Raw genomic sequence first — 18519 nt, forward strand, 5'->3', positions numbered from 1 at the left:
CTCCTCTCGGTTTTGGGCAGCTGGTGGGCGATAAGCGCCCCCACGGCTCCGATGATAGCAACGGCGAGAATGATTTTCCCGGGCATGTTCACGACGATCCTTTCTCTCGGCGAATGCGGCTCGCTCTTGCCCCTGTTAGAGGCGGCTGTGCCGCATTCCGCCCCCTCGCGCCCGGCTTCGGAATACTTCGATTCGCTCAGACAGTCCTCGCTCTGCGAAACAGTCCACTGGACTGTTTCGTTCGCTGCGGAACTCGCTCGGTCGAAGCATTCCGAAGCCGGGCTCTGCATAACCAGAGGTGGGCGTGCATTTCACATACAGCGGCGTTCGAGCCTGATTTCATCCTACGGAAAGGGCGCATCCCGCTCCATCGATTGGGCTTACGCTTACCTTACGAACGTGTCAGGTTGGGGCGTGGCGGTTCTACCTGTTTCTACCTGTGCTCTCGCTTCTACGCGCCGAAGAGCTCTTTGCGGGTGCGGTCGTGGGGGAAGGTGAATATGACGCGGGTGCCCGCGCCCTCCTCGCTGGCCAGGCCCACGTGCAGGCCCATGGAGGCGCACAAGCTGGCCACCAGGTACAGCCCCATGCCGGTGGCAGAGCCCGCCGCCCGGCCCACCTGGCCGGTGAAGCCCCGCTCGAATACGCGCGGCACGTCGGCGGCGGGAATGCCGCAGCCGTCGTCGCGCACCTCAAGCACCGTGCGGCCGCGGGAGGTGCCGCCCTCCTCCTCGCGAGCGGCAAATTGAATGCGGGTGGCGCCGTACTTCGCGGCGTTCGTGACCACCTGCCCCAGTATGAACACGAGCCACGGCTCGTCGGCGAGCACCGTTAGGTCCTCGGGAATGTCGAAGGCGGGCAGGGCGCCGCGCTCGATGAGGAAGCGGGTGTTGCGCTTGCAGGCCTCGCGCGCGGCTGCGGCCAGATTCAACTCGCGGATGGCGTAGTCGCGCTCCACCGAGGTGGACCGTGCGTAGTACAACGCCTGGTCAACCTGGGCCTCCACCCGCTCCAGCTCGCGGGCGACCTTTGCGGAAAGGGGGCCGGGCTCGTTGGCCAACATCAGCTTGATGGCGGCGATGGGCGTCTTCGTCTCGTGGATCCACAGCTCGATGTAGCGGCGGTAGGCGGCCGCATCGTCGCGCAGCAGGGCGGTTTCCTCGGAGGAAAGCTGCCCCAGGCGCGCGGCCGTGCAAAAGGCGATGCGGCCCTCCAGAAACGACGGCTCGGGGATGAGCGAGGGCAGCACGCAGGCCTGGCGCAGCTGGGCGAGCAGCCCGTGCAGCTCGTGGTAGAAGGCGGCTTTGCGTCGGTAGTCCAGAAAGCCCGCGGCCAGGGCTACCAAGGTGAGAATATCGGCTACCAGCAGCGTGCCCGCGGGGTTCACACCCAGGGCGGGCAGCACGATGACGATGCTCGCCAGGCACAGCGCCAGCGCCGCGAGCCCTGCCACGTTGTCGCGCACGTAGCTGGCCGGCGTGAAGGCGGGGAAGTCGTCGGGCGCCGGCCGCGCACTCCCGGGAGCAGCGGCTGCCGTCGGCGCGTCGGCGCTGGTGAGGCCTTCCGCCGCGCCATTCCTGTCGGTGCGCTTGCTCATACGGTGTAGCCCACGCCGCGGCGTGTGGTGAGGAAATCGTCAGGCACTCCCAGGGCGCCCAAGGTCTTACGCAGGCGGTTCACGTTCACCGTGAGCGTGTTGTCGTCGATGAACGCATCCGACTCCCACAGCGCGCACATAATCTCGCTGCGCGGCACCACGATGCCCGGGTTGCGCATGAGCGTCTGCAAAATGCGCAGCTCGTTGCGGGTGAGCTCGGCGGTGCGTCCCGCGAAGCTCACCGTGGCCGAGCCGACGTTGAGCTCCACGCCCTTGTGGCGGATGACCATGTCGGAGGCCGGGGTGGCGCTGCGGCGCAGAAGCGCCTGCAGGTGGGCCAGCAGCACAGCGGGCCGGTAGGGCTTCACCACGTAGTCGTCGGCACCCAGGTTCATGGCCATTACCTCGTCGAACTCGCTTTCCGATGAGGTGAGCATGAGGATGGGCACATCGCTGTGCGCGCGGATGTCGCGGCAGATGCTGTGCCCGTCGGCACCGGGCAGTTTCAGATCCAGCACGATGCAGTCGGCCTCGGCGGCCAGGGCGCGCGCGGCGGTGTCGGCCCAGGTGCCCTCGTAGGCCCCCACGGCGTAGCCCGAAAGTTCCAGCACATGGGCCAGTTCGGTGCGCAGGGCCGTATCGTCCTCGATAATGTAAATGCGCTGGGCCACAGTTCCTCCTCGTTGCAAGCGCGGTGATGCAGCGCTCATTCTACCGCGCTTTTTCGTGTCGCAATCTTGAAGATGCACATCCTTACAAGAGCGTAAGGCGTCGGGGGCGGCGTTCTCATTCCTTAAGAATTGCTGAGCGAGTTTCCCCGACGAAGATAAGTGGGGTAGTATGGTCACCGTATTTTTCCGGGCACCGGCGCCCGCAGTAGGCTTCAGGGGTGAAAGGACGACCATGAGAGACATGCCCGCCAGTCAGTTGAACCCGCGCATCAAGAACGTGTGGCGCATCAGCGATGCCATTTGGATCGTGATTGTCTTCCTCTGCTGCTTCGTGCCGTTCGCCCTGGTGTCGGCAATCGCGCCGGAGGAGGAATGGGCCGGGTTCGTGGCTCTTATCGTGGCCGTGGCGTTTGCCGTGGTGTTCGTGCTGTGCGTGGTAGTGCTGCCGCCCATCCGCTATGCCCGCTGGCGCTACGAGCTGACGCCCGACTATCTGGACATCGCGCGCGGCATTTTCTGGCGCAAGCGCTTCATCATCCCGTTCATCCGCGTGCAGAATACCGACACGCGCCAGGGGCCGGTGCTGCGGGCCTTCGGGCTGGCCAGCGTGACCGTGGCCACCGCCGCCGGCGAGCATGAGATTCCCGGCCTGGCCATAGACGAGGCCGACCTGCTGCGCGATCGTGCTGCCGAGCTGGCGCGCCTGGCCCGAGAGGACGTGTAATGGAAGCGCCCCAACATCCCGCCGCTGCGCCCGCTCCCCAGCCGCCACAGCCGGCGTCCGCGGTGCAGCCCGCGTCCGTTGCGCAGCCGGCGCCCGGTCCTGCGGTGCCCCCGCCGCCCGAGCCGCAGAAGCATCACGTGCACCATAGCTATATCTGGCTGGAAAGCGTGCGCACCCTGGTCATCGTGGGTATCGCCGTTATCGTGGCGAACTTCTCCACCATTATCGGCTTGGTGGCAGATGGCGACATGGACGGCTTTCCCGCCGGCCTCGCCCTGGCACTCGTGGCCGGCGGCTCGCTTGTGCTCATCCTGGTCATTTTCGGCATCGTGGTCGCCACGCGCGTTATCAGCTACAAGCATTTGTACTTCACCGTGGGTCCCTACGAGTTCACGCTGTACACGGGCGTGTTCAACAAGAAGCAGGCCCATGTGCCCTACCAGCGCGTGCAGTCGGTCGATCAGCGGGCTACGTTGCTCCAGCGCATCTTCGGCGTGTGCACCGTGTCCATCGACACCGCTGGCGGTGCTGCGAACAGCGCGGTGACGGTGCCCTACCTGACCAAGCAGCAGGCGGAATGGCTGCGCAGCGAGCTGTACGAGCGCAAGGCGTCCCTGGCGCGGGTGGAGGCCTTCCAGGCCGCGCAGGCTGCCGCGCAAGCCGAGGGCGCCGTTCCCGCAGCAGATCCGGATGCGAGCATCCCCGCTGCGGCCCCCATGCCTGGAGCCATCCCCGCCGCGGCGCCCGTGCCCGGAGCTGCGGCCGCCGCCCCGGCTGCCGGCGCTCCCGCAGGCAACGTGCTCGATGTGGGTGCCCAAGCGTGGAAGGAGGTGGGCGGCGTGTTCGCGGGCGCGCCCGTGGACACGGGGCGCGTTTCCTACGAGTACGGGGTCACCAACAAGGAGCTGTTTCTCGCGGGGCTTTCCAATACCACTTCGGTGAGCCTCATCTTCGCCGGTCTCATCGTCGGCGTGCTGCAGATCGTCAGCTTCGTTTTCGATGTGATGGGCGATGCGGCCAACGGGGCGGTGGAAAGCGCCATGGTGTTCGCCAGCTCCCAGGCTGCAGGCTATATCATCGGCGCCTTGTCGGTGGGCATCATCGTGCTCGTGCTGGTGTTGTGGGTGATTTCCGCTCTCGGTTCCTGTATCAGCTACGGTGGCTTCAAGGCCCGCCGTCGCAACAATCGCATCGAGGTGGAGTATGGCCTGCTCCAGCACACCTTCCAGGGCGTGGATGTCGATCGCGTGCAATCGGTGGTGGTGAAGCAGAGCTTCATTCGCCGCCTGTTCGGGTTCTGCGAGCTTTCGCTTGGCAAGATAGACGCCGCCCAGGAAAGCGATGCGAGCAACCAGAAGAACACCCTGGCTCAGCAGGGCGTTGTCATTCATCCCTTCGTGAAGATGAGCCGCGTGCCCGATATTCTGGCGGGGCTCATCCCCGAGTTCGCCGACTTGCCCCAAGAGGCCAAGCCCGTGGCGAAGGTGGCGCTGCGCCGGGCGCTCGTTCGGCGCGGCATCATCCAAGGCGGCGGCTTTTGGCTGGCTGTTTTCGCGGTAGCGGGCCTGCTGGGTATCGCGGCTCTTATCAGCGGTGTTGAGGCGGGCGTCGTCCCGGTTGAAGAGGGCGACGAGCATATCCTGGGACTGCTGTACACCTTCGGCAGCGGCGGACTGGTGCTGCTGCTGGCGCTGGCTGCTGTTCTTTTCGTCATCGACCTCATCGGCGCCGTGCTATGGGCCCGAGAATCCAGTTTCGCCTACAACCACCGCTTTATGCAGGTGAGCAACGGCGGTCTTTCTCGTGAAACCGTCAGCTTCCCGCGCCAGAAGATTCAGTTCGGGTGCACCCGAAGCAACCCGCTGCAGCGCCATGCGGGAACGCGCACGCTTCTGGCCACCACGGCCGCCGGCTCGGGCGGCACCACCACCTCGCTCGTGGACGTGAGTGCGGCAGACGCCGCTGCGTGGCTCGATTGGGTGAAGCCGGGCGGCAACCGATAGTGCACCTATCGGCTTGCAGCGTGTTCGCGTCAACCGGCCGTGCGCCTGCGTGTGGTTCGCGCGTGATTCCGAGGGCGGCCCTGTGCCGCCCTCGCCGTTTCCCGACGGAAATATGGTAAAGTAGCCGCCATGAATAAGACAGATGACACCGCACCCAAAACCAGTTTCCTGGAGTTTCTGAAGGCAGGTCGTCGCGAGAGCGTGTCCGAAGACGAGATCAAGGACATGGTGGCCGACAACGACGAGCTGCTGGACGACGAAAAGCGCATGATCAACGACATTCTCGACTTGGCCGACATGACCGTGCGCGAGATTATGAAGCCCCGCGTGGACATGATTATGGCCGAGGATGTGGAGCCGGCCCGCACGGCGCTGGACCGCATGCGCGGCACGGGCTATTCGCGCCTGCCGGTGTACCACGAGGAAGTGGACGACGTCATCGGCATCGTGAACTACAAGGACCTCATCGGACCGCTGATGGACGGCCGCATCGACGGCCCCGTGTCCGACTTCATGTTCGAGCCGCTGTATGTGCCCGAGACGAAGAACGTGCTGGCCCTGCTGTCGGAGCTGCAGGCTGCCCGCATGCAGATGGCCATTGTGGTGGACGAGTACGGCGGCACCGACGGCCTCATCACCATGGAGGACATCGTGGAGGAAATCGTGGGCGAAATCGCCGACGAAACCGACCGCGATCGTGAGCTGGTGACCTCCATCGCCCCCGGTCAGTGGCGCTGCGACGGTCGTTTCCCCGTGGAAGACGCCCTGGAGCTGGGCTGGCCTATGGAGGAGTCCGACGACTACGAGACCGTGGCCGGCTGGCTCATCCACACCTTCGACTTTGTGCCGAAGGTGGGCGACGAATTCGTGGTGGACGGCTATTCCTTCAAGGTGGAGAAGATGCGCCGCAGCCGCATCTCGGTCATTCGCGTGAAGCAGCTCGACGAAAGTTGTGAAGACATCTCCTCAACTAACTAATCGTCAACAGGTGCGAGGCCTCAGTTCCCACCTGCGGGAATGCTGGAGGCCTCATTTGTCAAGCGAACAAAACGTGAACATCGGCGGTCGCCATTTTTCCTTCTGAGGGCAACTAAGGTAAAATAGCCGAGTCAAAAACAGCATAGTTTTTCATGTCTGCAGCAAATCCCACTCACAATCCAACACGCTGCAACCGCTTGGGCGGTTTAGTTTTGTGCTGTCGAGAAAGGGAACACGTGGTTACAAGACGCAAGCAGAATCACCGGGGGCTCGCCGCCTTGGCAGCGGCCGGTGTGTGCGTGTTGTCCATGCTGGCGGTCGGTTTCCTCGGTTTCGACTGGGCTTCCGCAGGTTCTCATGACACGAATGCCACCTCCTTCGGCCTCGAGCACCAGAGCGTGAACGTGGGCGCCGAGGGAGTCTCTCCGGAAACGGTGGACGACAAGTCCGACGCCGACGTGCTACCCGTGGAGGACATCTCCGAGGGCGCGTCGCTGGCCACGGCATCTTCGCGCGACGTGAGCGCCGGTGTGCAGGAAATTGCCGCCGAGGAAGAGGCCGCCCGCATCGCCGCCGAGCAGGCGGCCCGCGAGGCCGAGCAGCGCGCCATCCAGCGCGCCGATGCGTCCCGCTCCAAGTACTACGCCACCTACGGCAGCCTGCCGGCGGGTGACGTGGACTTCTCCGTGGGCGAAGAGGCGTTCGTGGCCGAATGGACCAGCCGCATCGACGACTATCTGGCCGGCAGCCCGCTGGCCGGCCATGGCGCGACGTTCGCGCAGGCCGCTTGGGACAACGGCATCGACCCGCGTTGGTCGCCCGCCATTTCGAACACCGAGTCCACGAAGGGACGTGTGTGCTTCAAGGCGCACAACGCCTGGGGTTGGGACCAGACCAGCTGGAGCAATTGGGACACTGCCATCCGCGCCCACGTGGCCGGCTTGGCGCGCGGCTACGGCTTCACCATCAGCTACACCTACGCGCAGCGCTACTGCCCGCCCAATTATGACAACTGGTACCGAGATACCCTCAATCAGATGAAACTCATCTAGAAACATGAGAAAATGCCGCAAGGCATTTTCTTTTATACGAGGGAGGAAGCGCGAGAAATGAGCAACGTTATCGTCGTCGGTTGCGGGCGGGTAGGTTCGCAGCTGGCGAACATGCTGTCCGATAACGGCAGCAACGTGTGCGTCATCGATAAGAACGCCGACGCCTTCGCCAATCTGGGGCGCAACTTCAACGGCAGCACCATTCAGGGCGTGGGCTTCGACGAGGATGTGCTCATCAAGGCCGGCGTCGAGGAGTGCGACGTGTTGGCCGCCGTCACCCAGTTCGACAACGCGAACCTGATGTGCGCCGAGGTGGCCAATCACCTGTTCGGCGTTCCCCACGTTATCTCGCGCCTGTACAACCCCGACCACGAGCGTGCCTACATGCAGTTGGGCATCGACTACGTGTGCGGCACATCGCTGGTGGCCGAGGACGTGTTCAGCAAGATCGTGTCGGGCCATGGCTCGCACATCGACACGTTCGGCGAGTTCGAGGTGCTGCGCTTCACCCTGGACTTGTCCAGTCGCGATAACGCCCGCACCATCCGCGTGTCCGAGCTGGAACGCGACCACGAGGTGCGCATCATCGCCTTCGAGCGCGCCGACGGCTCGGCGTCGTCCATCCCCACCACCGACTCGCTGCTGTACGCGGGCGACTCTATTCTGGCCTGTGTGCGCCATGATGTGATCGCCCAGTTCTCCCGCTATATTCTGGATTAAGGACCTGCCATGTACATCGTTATCGCCGGTGGCGGAAAAATCGGCTCTTACCTGGCCTCCATCTTACTGAAGAGCGGCAACGACGTGGCCGTGATCGAGGAGAAGCTGGCGACGGCCGACCGCCTGTCGGTGCAGCTGGAGGGCCGCTATCTGGTCATCCACGGCGATGGTTGCGACTCGCGCTATCAGGAGGACGCCGGCATTCGCGGCGCCGACGTGTTCGTGGCCACCACGGGTCAGGACGACTCGAACCTGGTGTCGTGCGAGATTGCCCAGCGGGTATTCCACGTGCCCCGCTGCATTGCGCGCGTGAACAACCCGAAAAACGAGCGCATCTTCCGCGAGGTGGGCATCGAATGCGTGTCGTCCACCACACTGATTGCGAACCTTATTGAGGAGGAAGCCCTGCTCGGCAGCGTGTCGGTGGTGTCGTCGCTGACCCATGGCAATGTGGCGCTGGCCGAGGTGGTGGTACCGCGTATGCGCCGCTTCTCCAACGAGGACGGCGTGCTCATCGAAGAGGTGCCGCTGCCCGATAACGCCATCATCGCGGCCGTGTCCAGCGGGGGCGATGTGGAAGTGGCCGGTCCCGATACGCTGATGTATCCGGGCGACAAGGCCATCGTGGTAGCCGACGAGGACGTGCTGGACGACGTGCGCCAGGCCTTCCGGGGGCTGTAGTGAAGGCGCGCCTGGCCCTGGTGGCGCTGCTGCTGTTCCTGGTTGCGGCCCCGGCGACGGCCTGGGCGGCTGATTACCGCTGCGATCAGGCCGATCTGGTGGCCCAGGTGGAGACCGACGGCTCGGTGCTCGTGACCGACCAGCGCATTTTCGACTTCTCGGCCGACGGGGCGAAAAGCGAGACGCTCACGTGGTTATACGGGGGCTTTCCGGAAGATGCCGAAGTGACCATCGCCCATGTGCGCATGGCCGCCCTCGATGGCGACGACAACGTGACGGGTGAATGGGTGGTGCTGGAGCCCACCACGTTTCTGCTGTCGTGGCGCCAGGGAGGGCGGCCCGATAGCGACGGTTGGTCCTACGACAAGTTCCAATCGAAGCTGTATGCCTTCGTGCGCGATTTGCCCGACCGGGCCGTGTTCGAGGTGTCCTATCAGGTAACCCATGCGGTGGAGGCCTACGACGATGCCGCCGACTTCCAGTGGTTCTACGCCCCGCGCGACTATGCGGTGGCCATGCACCAGGTGAAGGCCACGGTGGTGCTGCCCATGCCGGCCGATGCGGCGGTGGAGCCTGGCGACAACGTGCGCGCCTGGGGCCACGGACCGGCCGACGGCACAGTGGACATCGGGCTGGACGGCTCGGTGAAGTTCTTCGACCCGGTGGTGGCGCCCACCGCCTATGCCGACGCCCGGGTGATGTTCCCCGTGCAATGGCTGACCAACCTCAGCGATGAGGCCAAGCTGGAGCATCAGGGCAGCCTGCAGTACTACTGGACCACCCGTTACGAGGAAAGCTGGGTCGATCGCGCCGCTCACCAGAAGATGCTGCGCGACGGGCTATCCATCGGTGTGTTGGCGCTCAGCTTCCTGGTGTTGGCGGCCGCGCTGGCGGTATATGCACGGTGGGGCCGCGAACGACCGCCGGCGTTCACCGATGACTATTACTGCGAGGTGCCCGGTACCGATCTGGCTCCGGCCATGCTGGGGCGTCTGTGGCGCTGGAACCACGAGAGCCCCGACGATGTGGTGGCCACGGTGTTGGATATGATACGTCGCGGTGCCCTGCGCCTGCGCCTGGGCGACGACGGGCGCCCTATGGCGTTGGAGATTCCCCAGCAGGGGTCGATTTCCGACGAGGCCCTGGACGGCGCCACGCTGGCCCTGTTGCACGAGCTTTCGGAGGATGCCGAGAGCGTGTCGCTGACCGAGTTGTCGGCAGCGGCCCACGAGCGCCCGGCCGATTTCCTGCGCGCCGTGCAGCAGTGGCAGGGAAGGCTGAGCGCCCTGGTGGCCCCCTGTCACTTCTTCGACGAGGCCAGTCGCCGCGCCCAGCACGTGCTGCTGGCGGCCGCTGCCGTGCTGGCGCTTGCGGCCGTGGGCTCGTTCATCTTCCTGGGCTGGGTTGTGGGGCTGCTGGCGCTGCTGGCCGCCCTGTGCGTGGGCGTGCTGGGGAACTACACCATGCGGCGCACGCCGGCGGCGAACGATATCGCCGCCCACGCGAAGGCCCTGCGCAACTGGATGCGCGATGGCGGCTGGCAGGCCCAGCGCGACCAGCTGACCGATGGCGAGCGCGCCCAGCTGGTGGCATACGCCTACCTGTTTGGCGTGCTGTCGTGCGTTGATGACGCGCCCGACACCAAGGCGGCCCAGCTTGCGGCCTTGGCTCCGCAACTATCCCGTAACTTCGACGCCGCTCTGCGCGCGGCGCACCATCGCGCCGAGGTATCATAGAGCCGCAGCGCATTCGGCCGCCCTGCCGATGCCCCTGGCCCCACCGAGGAAAGGAAGCGTCCCATGAAAGAGAAGTCCTTCGAGCCCGGCCGCGACAACATCGTGCTCATCGGCATGCCCGGTGCCGGCAAGTCTACGCTGGGCATCGTGCTGGCGAAGATTCTCTGCATGAACTTCATCGACGCCGACCTGCTCATTCAGCAGTCCTGCGACAAATCGCTGCAGCGCCTCATCGACACCTTGGGCCCCGACGCCTTCATCGAAATCGAGAATCAGGTGCTGTCGGAAATGGACTTCCAGCATTCCGTTATCGCCACGGGCGGCTCGGCCGTCTACAGCGAGGCCGCCATGGATCACCTGGGGAAGATCGGCCGTGTGGTGTACCTGCAGATCAGCTTCGACGAGTTGAAGCACCGCCTGGCCGACTTCTCCGACCGCGGCGTGGTGATGAAGGGCGGCATCGGCATGAGCCTGCGCGACCTGTACGACGAGCGCCTGCCGCTGTACGAGAAGTATGCCGACATCACCGTGGACGTGAACGACCTCACCATCACCGCCGCCGCCCGCAAGGTAGCCGCGGCATTGAAGTAGGGGCGCTCGGACACTTTCGTTGCGTTCGCGCTTCCGATTTTCCGCCTCGATTTCCAGATTTTCACACCGTAAGGCCGCGTCTGGCGTGATCGCGAAATGCTATGCGAGAAAAACACCAGGCCAGAGAACCGTCGATTTCCTATTGAACGATTTTCGGCGCGCGCTAAGGTGGAAAACTGGAAATCGAGGCGTTTTTTCGAAGCGTGGCCGCCGCAGAAGGCTTGCGAGCGAAATAACCCCTCAGCCTCGCGGTTCTTTAGCCGCCTGTAGTGTAGAATACGGGTCAAGTTTTCGCGCCGACGGGGATTGGCGCACCGTGTTCATGAGGCCGTTTTCCTGCTGCGAATCGAAGAGGCTGCATCGTCTGTGCCGATTCGCGCGCAGAAAGGCGTGCCCCGACTGGGAAGGCGTGGGGGTTGTGCGACCTGCTCGCTTTTCGGAAAGGAAGCGTCTATGGATTTTGAGAATCTCAACGAGATGCTTGTCGCCTGGACGGGCGAGATCGACTCCTTCATGTACACCTACATCCTGGTGATCTTGCTGGTGTTCGTGGGCATCTACTACACCATTCGCACCAAGGGCGTGCAGATCCGCTACATCAAGGATATGTTCACCCAGCTGACCGAGAAGAAGCACGTGCAGGGTCAGAAGTCCATCAGCTCCTTCCAGGCGCTCATGGTGTCCACCGCCTCGCGCGTGGGCACGGGCAACATCGCCGGCATCGCCACGGCTGTGGCCACCGGCGGCCCGGGCGCCATCTTCTGGATGTGGCTCATGGCGCTCATCGGCGCGGCCTCGGCCTTCATCGAGTCCACTCTGGCGCAGATCTACAAGATTCGCGGCAAGGAAGGCGAGTTCCGGGGTGGCCCGGCCTACTACATTCAGCAGGGCTTGGGCAAGCGCTGGCTCGGCATTATCTTCGCCTGGGCGCTCATCCTGTGCTTCGCCTTCGGCTTCAACGGCCTGCAGGCCTTCAACATGACCTCGGCGCTGGAGTACTACATTCCCGATTACGCCACTAACGGCACCGCCATCGGCGTGGGCATCGTGCTCATCGTGTTCACCGCCTTCGTTATCTTCGGCGGTGCGAAGCGCATCTCCATTATCACGTCCATCATCGTACCTATCATGGCCATTGCCTACATCGCGCTGGCCCTGTGGACCACGGTGACGAACCTGGGCGAGCTGCCCGCCGTGTTCGGCACCATCTTCGAGTCGGCCTTCAACTTCCAGTCCATCGCCGGCGGTTTCGCAGGCTCGGTGGTTATGCTGGGCATCAAGCGCGGCCTGTTCTCCAATGAGGCCGGCATGGGCTCGGCACCGAACGCCGCCGCCACTGCCAGCGTGTCGCACCCGGTGAAGCAGGGCCTCGTGCAGAGCCTGTCGGTGTACATCGATACGCTGCTCATCTGCACCTGCTCAGCCATGATGGTGATGATCTTCTGGGTGCAGGACCCCGAGGCCGCCCAGGCGCTGAACGGCATGCCGCTGGTGCAGCTGGCCGTGAACAACGCCGTGGGCGAGGTGGGTATCCACTTCATCACCTTCGCCATCTTCGCCTTCGCGTTCTCCAGCCTTATCGGCAACTACTTCTACGCCGAGACCAACTTCCGCTACATCTTTAAGAACACGAAGTGGGGCATGCTGGTGTTCCGCGTGCTGTGCCTGGCCGCCATCTTCTACGGTTGCGTGAACAGCTTCGATCTGGCGTGGAACCTGGCCGACATCTTCATGGGCTTCATGGCCATCATCAACCTTGTGGCCATTCTGCTCCTGGGCAAGTGGGCCCTGGCCGCGCTGGACGACTACACCCGTCAGCGCAAGGCTGGTAAGGATCCGGTGTTCTTGGCCTCCAGCGTGCCGGGCATGCCGCCGTGCGAGTGCTGGACCACCGCCGACCTGCAGAATTTCGGGCCCAATCCCGTTGAGGAGTACATCGAGGAGGCGGCCAATTTCGATGCCGAGGGCTTGAAGTAGCTTCCGCATCACCGGCTTTGAAGGGCGGCGATTCCGTGCGAGTCGCCGCCCTTTTGCGTTATACTGGCCCGAAACTACGACGAGGGACGCGATCTGGCAGTGCTCGTGCTGCAAGCCTGGGGAGGCGGGCGTCCGTTAAGAGAATCCGAGGAAGAGCATGATCGATATACCCAGCCCGGCGGTGGCCATCGTGGGGCGGCATAACTCGGGGAAGACTACGCTGATCGAGCGGCTGATTGCCGAGCTGGTGGGCCGCGGCATCGATGTGGGCTCTATCAAGCATCATTCTCACCGCGGGTTCGATATCGACTATCCGGGGAAGGACTCCTACCGCCATCGGGCGGCCGGGGCCTCGGAAACGGTGATTGCCGCGCCCGGCCAGGTGGCGCGCATCAAGACCATCGAGGGCGAGGAGGAATGCGCCGACCTGGTGCGATCGATGCCCGGGCACGATATCGTGGTGGTGGAGGGGTACCGCAAGAGCGGTCTGCCTACCGTGGAGATCATGCGCGCGGCCAACGAGGCCGATGCCCATACGGCCGAGGTGTTTCTGCGCGGTGCGCGTGAGGGGCTGCCCCTGGGCGCCGACTTCACTCAGCTGGGGCGTGCCGACGGCGCTGCTGCCGGCTGTTCGGGGGTGCGCGATGCCGATGCTGCCGCGGCTGCCGAAGCGGTTGGGGCTGCCGCCGATGTGGTTGGGCCTGCTGCCGATGTGCGCGAGAAGATGCCCGCGGCCAGCACCGTGGCGGTGGTAACCGACATTCCCGCTGCTCGGGAGGCGGCGGCGCTGTACGGCATTCCAGCCTTCCACCTGGATGATGTTGCCGCGTTGGCCGACTTCCTGGGCGAGCGCTATGTGCGCCCGCGCGTGACGGTGGTCATTCAGGCTGGCGGCGAGTCGCGGCGCATGGGACAGTCGAAGGCCACGGTGCCCTTCGCGGGCCGCCCGCTCATCTGCCGTTTGGTTGAGCGCCTGCAGCCGGTGGCCGACGAGCTGATCATCACTACGAACGAGGCCGAGCGGCTGGACTTCCTGCACGAGATGTACCCCGATGCCGGCATCCGCCTGGTGGCCGACATCCACAACGAGCGCGGGGCGTTGCCTGGTTTGTACACGGCCCTGCAGGCGGCCACGAACCCCTATGTGGCTGTGGTGGCCTGCGACATGGTGTTCGCCAGCGCCCGCTTGGTGGTGGCCGAGGCCCTGGCCATGCACGAGAGCGGCGCCGACGTGGTCACGCCCGTGAACAAGCACGGCTTCGAGCCGCTGCACGCCCTGTACCGCAAGGACGGCTGCTTGACCGCCGTGCGCGAGCGCGTGCGCCAGGGTGAGAAGCGCATGCAGAGTTTCTTCGGCGACGACGACGTGACGGTGCTGCCCTTCACTCAGGACCGGGTGTTGCAGGTAGAGCCCCGCGGCGGCTGCTTCGTGAACGCGAACACGCCCGAAGATCTGGCGCGCATCGAAGACATGTATCTGGGCGAGTAACGGGAGGGGAATGCTGCCATGCCGAATCTGAACGATCTCATGGAGATGATGGACGCCCTGGAAACCAAGGCCATCATCACCATTCCCACCTTCTGCGTGGCCGTGCGCAATCGCCACTCGTCGTGCCGCAAGTGCGCCGATGCGTGCCTGGCCGACGCCATCACCATCGAGAAGAACGAGCTGAACATCGATGCCGGTGCCTGCGTGGCCTGCGGTGCCTGCGTGGCGGTGTGCCCCACCTCGGCGCTGGTGCCCATGGACCCGATGCCCGACGATTTGGCCGCCGCCGTGGCCGACACCACGAATGCGGCCGGCGGCCTGACGGTTATCGCCTGCGCCCGCAAGGCCGCCCGCAACGTGGGCGATCCCGACAAGTATGCCATGGTGCCCTGCCTGGGCCGCATGGAGGAAGAGCTGTTGGTGGAGCTGGTGGCTCGCGGCATTCCCGAGATCTGCCTGGTGGACGGCGACTGCAGCACCTGCAAGTACCGTGGCGCGGTGCCCGCCATTAACGACACGGTGGAGTCGGCTCGCGCGCTTTTGGCCGCCATGGGGTCCGACGCCGCTATTACGCGCACCTCGGAGTTTCCCGCCTCGGTGCAGGTGGCCGACATGCGCAAGGCCGTGGGCGCGGCGCGGCGCGAGTTCTTCACCTCGTCGGGCCACTACGCCAAGGATGTGGCGAAGTCGGCGGCCGAGAAGATGGTGAACGAGAAGCTGGCCCAGCTGAACCTGCAGAAGCAGGAGCAGTCGCTGCGCGAGAAGCTGGGTGTGAAGAACGGCGCCGGCAAGATGCCCACCATCACCGCCGAGCGCAACCTGAATATTCTGGATGCCATGAGCCGCATCGGCGACCCGGATAACCCGGCCGAGCCCGAGATGTTCACGCGCATCTTCGGCGACGTGGAAGTTGATGTGGAGAAATGCTCGGGTTGCAGCATGTGCGTGATGTTCTGTCCCACCGACGCCCTGCGCAAGAGCCTGGACAAGCATCCCGAAGAGGGTAAGGCCTACATGGAGTTCTCGGTGGCCGACTGCGTGCAGTGCAACCTGTGCGCCGACGCGTGCCTGAAGAAGTGCATCGAGGTTATCCCTGTGGTGCGCACCGCCGAGCTGTTCGATTTCGAACCGCGCCTCGTGGAGATTTCCGCCTCCAAAACTGGCAACAAGCTGTTCAACCGCAAAAAGTAGAAGATCTGCCGCCTTCCACCTTGGGCTGACAGGTCAGATTGGCCCCCAACTTGCAGAAATGCGAGATGGCCCCCGATCTGACCTGCTCCTTCTTGTGTTGGCCGCTGGATCGACCCTTCGTGGGGGCTTGCGGCGCCTGGCTGTTGGGCTTGCCTTGCATTTAGGCCAGACAACTCTCGCCGCGACCTGTTTTCGGCCTCTTTCGACCGTCGGCGTTGTTCTGTGCTATACTCTCCAACACTTTCGGTACTTTAGTACAGTAAAGAAATAAAGCGGCGAAACGGAGCTTCGTCGCGGAGCGTGAAGCGGTGGGGCCAACATCCCCTAGCTTCGATAAGGGAGAAACCGACGATAAGGGAGGACCTATGAAGAAGATGACGAAGATCGCGGCCGTGGTCGCGTCGCTGGCGCTGGGTGTGGCGCTGCTGGCCGGCTGCTCGAGCGCGGGCGACACCGCCACCGACGGCAATGCGGCCGACAACGCCACGAATCCCGATGCCCCCACGCTGACCGTGGGCTTCGACGCCGCCTATCCGCCCTACGGCTTCTTGGGCGACGATGGCAACTATGTGGGCTTCGACCTGGATCTGGCCGCCGAGGTGGCCGAGCGCAATGGCTGGAACCTGCAGCTTGAGCCCATCGATTGGGATGCTAAGGACGCGCTGCTGAACCAGGGCACCATCAACTGCATCTGGAACGGCTTCACCATGGAGGGTCGCGAGGATGGCTACAGCTTCTCCGACCCCTACATGCTGAATGAGCAGGTGGTGGTTGTGCGTGCCGACTCCGACATTAAGAGCCTGGAAGATCTGGCCGGTAAGAACGTGATGACCCAGGTGGATTCCGCTGCTCTGGACGTGCTGGAAGACGAGGAAGGTCAGAAGGCTCTGGCCGACACCTTCGCAGGTGGCGCTGCTCAGACCATCGGCGACTACAACAACGCCTTCATGCAGCTGGAATCCGGTGCCGTTGACGCGGTGGCTTGCGACCTGTCCATCGCCGATTACCAGATGGCTGCCAAGCCCGATATGTTCGTGAAGCTGGACCCCCTGTCCACCGAGCACTATGCCGTGGGCTTCGCGAAGGACGGCGATGCGGCCATGATCGATGCGGTGAACAAGACCCTGAAGGAAATGTACGACGACGGCACCATCGCCGAGCTGTGCGAGAAGTGGGGCGAGTACGGCATTACCATCGACAACTGGGTCCTTGTTGATTAATGGCTTTTGCCATTAATCAACGCCGACGCTGCGGCTCCGACGCCTTGGCTTCGTTCGCCCTGGCGGGACGAACGAACCGGCCGACGCTGCGGTTCCGACAGGCACCTGGCCTTCGCATTCAGGGCTTTCCCTCGTGGCACGAAGGCCACTCGGCCGCCCTTCAAGCGAATTCCAGGCACCTGTCGGAACCTCGCTGACTTCCTTGGGCGCATTCCGGAGGTCTGAGAGATAAATATATAGGGAGGGCGAAGTCCGGTGGGCTTCGCCCTTCGTGGCGCTGGGGTGCGGTATCATGGGCGCTTGGGTATAGGCTGGCAGAGAGAGGAAGTGTGAGCGCGTGGAATTCCCCGTTATGATGGGCATTCTGATGCAGGGGTTCGGGCTAACGGCCCAGATATTCGTCATCACCCTGGTGGGCTCGCTGCCCCTAGGCATTGTGGTGGCGCTGGCTCGCATGAGCCGGTTCAAGCCCCTGGCGTGGATCGCCCAGCTGTACATCTCCATTTTACGCGGCACGCCGCTGATGCTGCAGCTGATGGCCATCATGTTCGGGCCCTACTATCTGCTTGGGCTGAACATGGGCAGCGACTGGAAGTTCTGGGCCTGCGCCATCGGCTTCATCCTGAACTACGCCGCCTACTTCGCGGAAATCTACCGCTCGGGCATCCAGTCGATCCCGCGCGGCCAGTACGAGGCTGCCACGGTGCTGGGCTACACCAAGGCCCAGACGTTCATGAAAATCGTGCTGCCCCAGGTGATGAAGCGCATTCTGCCCGCCATGGGCAACGAGGTGATCACGCTGGTGAAGGATACCTCGCTTGCCTTCGTGCTGGGCATCATGGAGATGTTCTCGGCGGCGAAGGCCCTGGCGGCCAGCGAGGTGTCCATGATTCCCTACGCTATTGCGGCGCTCATTTACTGGGTGTTCTGCCTGATCATCGAATTCATTCTGAATCGCGTCGAGAAGCGTCTCGATTACTATCACGATTAGGGAGCGTTTCATGGAGAGCAAAGCGGTTGTAAGCCTGGTGAACGGGAAGAAGGCCTTCGGGAGCAATGAGGTTCTGAAGGACATTTCGCTGACGGTGAATGCGGGCGACGTGCTGGCGGTTATCGGGCCGTCGGGCGGCGGGAAGTCGACGCTTCTGCGCTGTATGACGCTGCTGGAGACGCTGGATGCGGGCGACCTTTCCTATGGCGATTTGGTGGTGTGCGCGAGCAACGCCGATGGACGCGCCGTGTACAGCGACAAAGCCACCATTGCGAAGGCGAAGACACGCTTCGGCTTGGTGTTCCAGAACTTCAACCTGTTCCCGCACTACACGGTGCTGCAGAACGTCACCGATGCGCTCATCTGCGTGCAGAAGATGCCGAAGGGCGAGGCGCTGACCCGCGGGCGCGATCTGCTGGCGAAGATGGGCCTGGCCGACAAGGAGGCCATGGTGCCGTGCGATTTGTCGGGCGGTCAGCAGCAGCGCGTGGCCATTGCCCGGGCGCTGGCTATGAACCCCGACGTGCTGTTCTTCGATGAGCCCACGAGCGCGCTGGACCCCGAGCTTACCCGCGAGGTGCTGAAGGTTATCCGCGATTTGGCCGACGAGCACATGACCATGGTCATCGTCACCCACGAGATGGGCTTCGCGCGCGATGTGGCCGACCAGATCATCTTCATGGACGGTGGCGTTATCGTGGAGCAGGGGCCGGCATCCGAGCTTATCAACAACCCGCAACACGACCGCACCCGCGCCTTCCTAGCGAACTACGATCGCGACTAGCTTCCTTGGAGTCCGCTCAACGGAGAAGATTCTTGCAACATGCCCGTACTGGGGGCATAATTCCTCTGTCAATAAGCGCAAGCTAGGTGCGATGGCACAGCCGGCAGGATACCC

The 18519-nt window shown here is 63.8% G+C and carries 16 protein-coding genes; 14 read left to right on the plus strand and 2 right to left on the minus strand.

Annotated features, from left to right (window positions below; all coding sequences use genetic code 11):
* Nucleotides 1-451: 451 nt before the first annotated feature.
* Together VIN30_RS02275 and VIN30_RS02280 are read right to left on the minus strand one after the other, a co-directional pair.
* Nucleotides 452-1597, minus strand: a complete 1146-nt coding sequence (locus VIN30_RS02275) for a sensor histidine kinase (RefSeq protein ID WP_338208942.1) — start codon at nt 1595-1597, stop codon at nt 452-454.
* A complete protein-coding gene (locus VIN30_RS02280) occupies nt 1594-2268 on the minus strand; it encodes a response regulator transcription factor (RefSeq protein WP_338208944.1) in 675 nt (224 codons plus the stop codon). Before VIN30_RS02280 ends, VIN30_RS02275 begins: the two co-directional genes overlap by 4 nt.
* Nucleotides 2269-2500: 232 nt before the next feature.
* On the opposite strand from VIN30_RS02280, the gene VIN30_RS02285 reads away from it, so the two are divergent.
* The 14 genes from VIN30_RS02285 (at nt 2501) to VIN30_RS02350 (ending at nt 18405) form a co-directional block, all read left to right on the plus strand.
* Nucleotides 2501-2992 carry a PH domain-containing protein gene (locus VIN30_RS02285; protein WP_338208946.1) on the plus strand — a complete coding sequence of 164 codons (492 nt, stop codon included), beginning with the start codon at nt 2501-2503 and terminating at the stop codon, nt 2990-2992.
* On the plus strand, nt 2992-4995 hold the full coding sequence (locus VIN30_RS02290; RefSeq protein WP_338208947.1) for a PH domain-containing protein: 2004 nt from the start codon (nt 2992-2994) through the stop codon (nt 4993-4995). The genes VIN30_RS02285 and VIN30_RS02290 overlap by 1 nt, the downstream gene beginning before the upstream one ends.
* 129 nt (nt 4996-5124) lie before the next feature.
* Nucleotides 5125-5973 (plus strand): hemolysin family protein, encoded by an 849-nt coding sequence (locus VIN30_RS02295; protein ID WP_326426598.1) that lies wholly within the window; start codon nt 5125-5127, stop codon nt 5971-5973.
* A 236-nt stretch (nt 5974-6209) separates the two neighbouring features.
* Nucleotides 6210-7025, plus strand: a complete 816-nt coding sequence (locus VIN30_RS02300; protein WP_326426600.1) for a CMP-2-keto-3-deoxyoctulosonic acid synthetase — start codon at nt 6210-6212, stop codon at nt 7023-7025.
* A 57-nt stretch (nt 7026-7082) separates the two neighbouring features.
* Nucleotides 7083-7745 (plus strand): potassium channel family protein, encoded by a 663-nt coding sequence (locus VIN30_RS02305; protein ID WP_326426601.1) that lies wholly within the window; start codon nt 7083-7085, stop codon nt 7743-7745.
* 9 nt (nt 7746-7754) lie between these two features.
* Nucleotides 7755-8426: a potassium channel family protein gene (locus tag VIN30_RS02310; RefSeq protein ID WP_326426603.1), complete on the plus strand. Its 672-nt coding sequence runs from the start codon at nt 7755-7757 to the stop codon at nt 8424-8426.
* Complete coding sequence (locus VIN30_RS02315) at nt 8426-10162, plus strand: DUF2207 family protein (RefSeq protein ID WP_338208951.1); 1737 nt, start codon at nt 8426-8428, stop codon at nt 10160-10162. The genes VIN30_RS02310 and VIN30_RS02315 overlap by 1 nt, the downstream gene beginning before the upstream one ends.
* A gap of 63 nt (nt 10163-10225) precedes the next feature.
* A complete protein-coding gene (locus VIN30_RS02320; RefSeq protein WP_326426607.1) occupies nt 10226-10753 on the plus strand; it encodes a shikimate kinase in 528 nt (175 codons plus the stop codon).
* A gap of 453 nt (nt 10754-11206) precedes the next feature.
* Nucleotides 11207-12730, plus strand: coding sequence for an alanine/glycine:cation symporter family protein (locus tag VIN30_RS02325; protein WP_326426608.1), 1524 nt, complete (start codon nt 11207-11209; stop codon nt 12728-12730).
* A gap of 157 nt (nt 12731-12887) precedes the next feature.
* The gene (gene mobB / locus VIN30_RS02330) at nt 12888-14219 is read left to right on the plus strand and encodes a molybdopterin-guanine dinucleotide biosynthesis protein B (protein WP_338208954.1); all 1332 of its coding nucleotides are present in this window, start codon (nt 12888-12890) and stop codon (nt 14217-14219) included.
* An 18-nt stretch (nt 14220-14237) separates the two neighbouring features.
* Nucleotides 14238-15410 carry a 4Fe-4S binding protein gene (locus tag VIN30_RS02335; protein WP_338208957.1) on the plus strand — a complete coding sequence of 391 codons (1173 nt, stop codon included), beginning with the start codon at nt 14238-14240 and terminating at the stop codon, nt 15408-15410.
* Between the two features lie 365 nt (nt 15411-15775).
* A complete protein-coding gene (locus tag VIN30_RS02340; protein ID WP_326426613.1) occupies nt 15776-16630 on the plus strand; it encodes a transporter substrate-binding domain-containing protein in 855 nt (284 codons plus the stop codon).
* A gap of 337 nt (nt 16631-16967) precedes the next feature.
* Nucleotides 16968-17621 (plus strand): amino acid ABC transporter permease, encoded by a 654-nt coding sequence (locus VIN30_RS02345; RefSeq protein ID WP_326426615.1) that lies wholly within the window; start codon nt 16968-16970, stop codon nt 17619-17621.
* Between the two features lie 10 nt (nt 17622-17631).
* On the plus strand, nt 17632-18405 hold the full coding sequence (locus tag VIN30_RS02350; protein WP_338208960.1) for an amino acid ABC transporter ATP-binding protein: 774 nt from the start codon (nt 17632-17634) through the stop codon (nt 18403-18405).
* The last annotated feature ends 114 nt before the right edge of the window (nt 18406-18519 follow it).

This window comes from Adlercreutzia wanghongyangiae, from assembly GCF_035989245.1.
Classification (GTDB): domain Bacteria; phylum Actinomycetota; class Coriobacteriia; order Coriobacteriales; family Eggerthellaceae; genus Adlercreutzia; species Adlercreutzia wanghongyangiae.

Coding starts and splice junctions, on each gene's coding strand:
- VIN30_RS02310 (WP_326426603.1), top strand. CDS start 7,755: ATGTACATCGTTATCGCCGGTGGCGGAAAAATCGGCTCTTACCTGGCC.
- VIN30_RS02320 (WP_326426607.1), top strand. CDS start 10,226: ATGAAAGAGAAGTCCTTCGAGCCCGGCCGCGACAACATCGTGCTCATC.
- VIN30_RS02305 (WP_326426601.1), top strand. CDS start 7,083: ATGAGCAACGTTATCGTCGTCGGTTGCGGGCGGGTAGGTTCGCAGCTG.
- VIN30_RS02340 (WP_326426613.1), top strand. CDS start 15,776: ATGAAGAAGATGACGAAGATCGCGGCCGTGGTCGCGTCGCTGGCGCTG.
- VIN30_RS02285 (WP_338208946.1), top strand. CDS start 2,501: ATGAGAGACATGCCCGCCAGTCAGTTGAACCCGCGCATCAAGAACGTG.
- VIN30_RS02335 (WP_338208957.1), top strand. CDS start 14,238: ATGCCGAATCTGAACGATCTCATGGAGATGATGGACGCCCTGGAAACC.
- VIN30_RS02275 (WP_338208942.1), bottom strand. CDS start 1,597: ATGAGCAAGCGCACCGACAGGAATGGCGCGGCGGAAGGCCTCACCAGC.
- VIN30_RS02290 (WP_338208947.1), top strand. CDS start 2,992: ATGGAAGCGCCCCAACATCCCGCCGCTGCGCCCGCTCCCCAGCCGCCA.
- VIN30_RS02295 (WP_326426598.1), top strand. CDS start 5,125: ATGAATAAGACAGATGACACCGCACCCAAAACCAGTTTCCTGGAGTTT.
- VIN30_RS02325 (WP_326426608.1), top strand. CDS start 11,207: ATGGATTTTGAGAATCTCAACGAGATGCTTGTCGCCTGGACGGGCGAG.
- mobB (WP_338208954.1), top strand. CDS start 12,888: ATGATCGATATACCCAGCCCGGCGGTGGCCATCGTGGGGCGGCATAAC.
- VIN30_RS02350 (WP_338208960.1), top strand. CDS start 17,632: ATGGAGAGCAAAGCGGTTGTAAGCCTGGTGAACGGGAAGAAGGCCTTC.